The sequence below is a fragment of the Klebsiella sp. K47 genome (genome assembly GCF_051858335.1).
GTDB classification, from domain to species: Bacteria; Pseudomonadota; Gammaproteobacteria; order Enterobacterales; family Enterobacteriaceae; genus Klebsiella; species Klebsiella pneumoniae.
On the sequence record NZ_JBPYUI010000066.1, the window covers coordinates 1 to 2,594 of the forward strand.

4 protein-coding genes are annotated in these 2,594 nt (G+C 53.8%); all 4 read left to right on the forward strand.

From position 1 onward, the window contains the following. The coding region (locus RRF55_RS26965) for a phage portal protein (protein ID WP_439419195.1) at positions 1–302 on the forward strand (302 nt) is incomplete at its 5' end. A gap of 12 nt (positions 303–314) precedes the next feature. Next, positions 315–1,169, forward strand: a complete 855-nt coding sequence (locus RRF55_RS26970) for a head maturation protease, ClpP-related (protein ID WP_048326409.1) — start codon at positions 315–317, stop codon at positions 1,167–1,169. A gap of 10 nt (positions 1,170–1,179) precedes the next feature. Then, positions 1,180–2,397, forward strand: a complete 1,218-nt coding sequence (locus tag RRF55_RS26975; RefSeq protein WP_065809159.1) for a phage major capsid protein — start codon at positions 1,180–1,182, stop codon at positions 2,395–2,397. 42 nt (positions 2,398–2,439) lie between these two features. After that, the coding region (locus RRF55_RS26980; RefSeq protein WP_439419196.1) for a DUF7210 family protein at positions 2,440–2,594 on the forward strand (155 nt) is incomplete at its 3' end.

Sequence of the window (2,594 nt, forward strand, 5' to 3'; positions counted from 1 at the left end):
ATGAGGACTTGTTTGCTGAGTTCTCCGTTGAAGGGCTTCTGCGCGCCGATAGCGCAGGACGTGCGGCGTACTATACCAGCGCCCTGCAAAATGGCTGGATGTCGCGCAACGATGTGCGAAGGCTGGAAAATATGCCGCCAATTGAAGGCGGTGATATTTATACAGTTCAGCTCAACCTGACTCAGTTGAAGAATCTTGAAAACAGCAACCCGGCGGTTCAGGCGCTGGCTGTAAGAGAACTTCATAACCACGTATTCCCTGATATTCCTTTCGAGCAATCGCCACTTAAACAGGCTGCTTAGGAGCCAATGCCCATGACAATTAGACAACTTCCGGTTGCTCCGGCGGGGCGCCCGTGCGCGGGTGTTACCAGTGAGCCCCAGCCCTCAGCGCTTGAGCGCTGGAATGGTGGGATCAGGGCTGCATCCGATAATGACAACTCCATTTCTATTTTTGATGTTGTTGGACGTGATTACTGGGATGAGGGGGTTACGGCAAAACGCATCTCCGGCGCACTACGTTCAATGAACGGTGCAGATGTGACGGTAAACATCAACTCCCCTGGCGGCGATATGTTTGAAGGACTGGCAATTTACAACCTTCTCCGCGAGTACCAGGGGAAAGTCACTGTAAAAGTGCTGGGCATTGCTGCCAGCGCTGCTTCGATTATTGCTATGGCCGGGGACGATATTCAAATCGGGCGCGGTGCCTTTCTGATGATCCATAACTGCTGGGTAGTAGCGATGGGCAACCGCCATGATTTTGCGGAATTATCGACTTCTCTTGAGCCATTTGATACCGCTATGGCCGATATCTATTCAGCGCGTTCAGGGCTTGATATCGCGACCGTACAGCAGCTTATGGATGCGGAAAGCTATATCGGAGGCAGTGATGCAGTAGAAAAAGGGCTGGCAGACAGTCTGCTTTCTGCTGATGCAGTAAGCGACGGTGATGACTCCCCGTCTTCCGCGCTACGCAAACTTGATGCACTGCTTGCGAAAACGAATACCCCCCGGTCTGAACGCCGGAAATTAATCAAAGCTTTAACTGGTAACACGCCGGGCGCTGTTACCGATCCCGATGGTATGCCGCGCGCTACCCAACCCAACCCTGAAATTTTAGCTGAGCTGGATGTCGCATTAAGCGGCCTGGCTAACGCATGCCAGTAACGGAGAACGTATGTCTGACGTAAACGAAATTCTGAAAAAAGTAACTGCCTCCATTGAAGAGGCGACCAGCAAATTCAACGCCAAGGCTGAGGATGCTCTGAAGGAGGCGCAGAAGTCCGGCAGGCTTTCTGAAGAGACAAAGGCTTCAGTGGATAAGATGGCGACTGAACTTAACGCCATGCGCGAGGCAGAAAAGTCCCTCAAAGCCGCACTCGGCGAACTGGAGCAGCATGTTGCGCAGATGCCGCTGGCAAATGCTGTAAAAGTGGTCGAAACCGTAGGGCAGGTGGTGATTAACTCAGAAGCACTGAAAACCTTTTCGGCGAGCGTGGAAGGCGGCAAGCGCCTTAGTATTCCGGTTAATGCAGCCCTGCTTTCGACAGGCGTTGCTGATGGTGTTGTTGAGCCCCAGCGTTTGCCGGGTATCGATACCATGCCCAAACAGCGACTGTTTATCCGTGATCTGATTGCTCCTGGTCGCACCGGCGCGCCTGCAATTTTCTGGGTACAACAAACCGGGTTTACTAATGCGGCAAAAGTTGTCGCAGAGGGTACCCCCAAACCGTACAGCGATATTCAGTTTGCAACCAAAATCACCCCGGTCACCACCATCGCGCATATGTTCAAGGCGTCCAAGCAGATCCTGGATGACTTTGCCCAGTTGCAGTCGACGGTCGACGCGGAAATGCGCTACGGCCTGAAGTATGTGGAGGAACAGGAAATTCTGTTCGGAGACGGTACCGGCGTTCATCTTCACGGCATTGTTCCACAGGCAACTGCCTTTGCTGCCGCTTTTGAAGTCGAGCAGCAGAACGGCATTGATGATCTGCGTCTCGCTATGCTTCAGGCGCAACTGGCGCGCTTCCCGGCGTCCGGTCACGTTCTGCACTTTATTGACTGGGCGAAGATTGAGCTTACAAAGGACACGCTGGGTCGCTATATCCTGGCAAACCCGGCGGCGCTGACCGGGCCCACCCTGTGGGGGCTGCCGGTGGTGGCGACCGAAGCGCCGGCATTCCAGGGTAAATTCCTGACCGGTGCATTCAACGCGGCGGCGCAACTCTTCGACCGTGAAGATGCCAATGTTGTTATTTCTACTGAGAACGCCGACGACTTCGAGAAGAACATGATCTCGATCCGCTGTGAAGAGCGACTGGCATTGGCAGTAAAACGGCCGGAGGCATTTATTTACGGCTCCTTCACTGTACCGGTTGCTGGCGGTCAGTAATTTCTCTGGCGGCCTACGGGCCGCACTTTTCGGGGTAATACCATGAAACTTATCGCGGTGAAACCGATTTACTTTGGCGGGGTAGTGGTGACGGAAGGCGAGCCACTGGAGACCCTGGAACAGCATGGGCGTGAGCTGGTTAAAAAAGGTTATGCACGGCTGGTAGATGTTGATAATTCTGCGCAGCCGGAACAGCC

Bases quoted from the DNA above. Each gene is read 5' to 3' on its own strand.
- RRF55_RS26970 (WP_048326409.1), top strand. From the start codon at position 315: ATGACAATTAGACAACTTCCGGTTGCTCCGGCGGGGCGCCCGTGCGCG.
- RRF55_RS26975 (WP_065809159.1), top strand. From the start codon at position 1,180: ATGTCTGACGTAAACGAAATTCTGAAAAAAGTAACTGCCTCCATTGAA.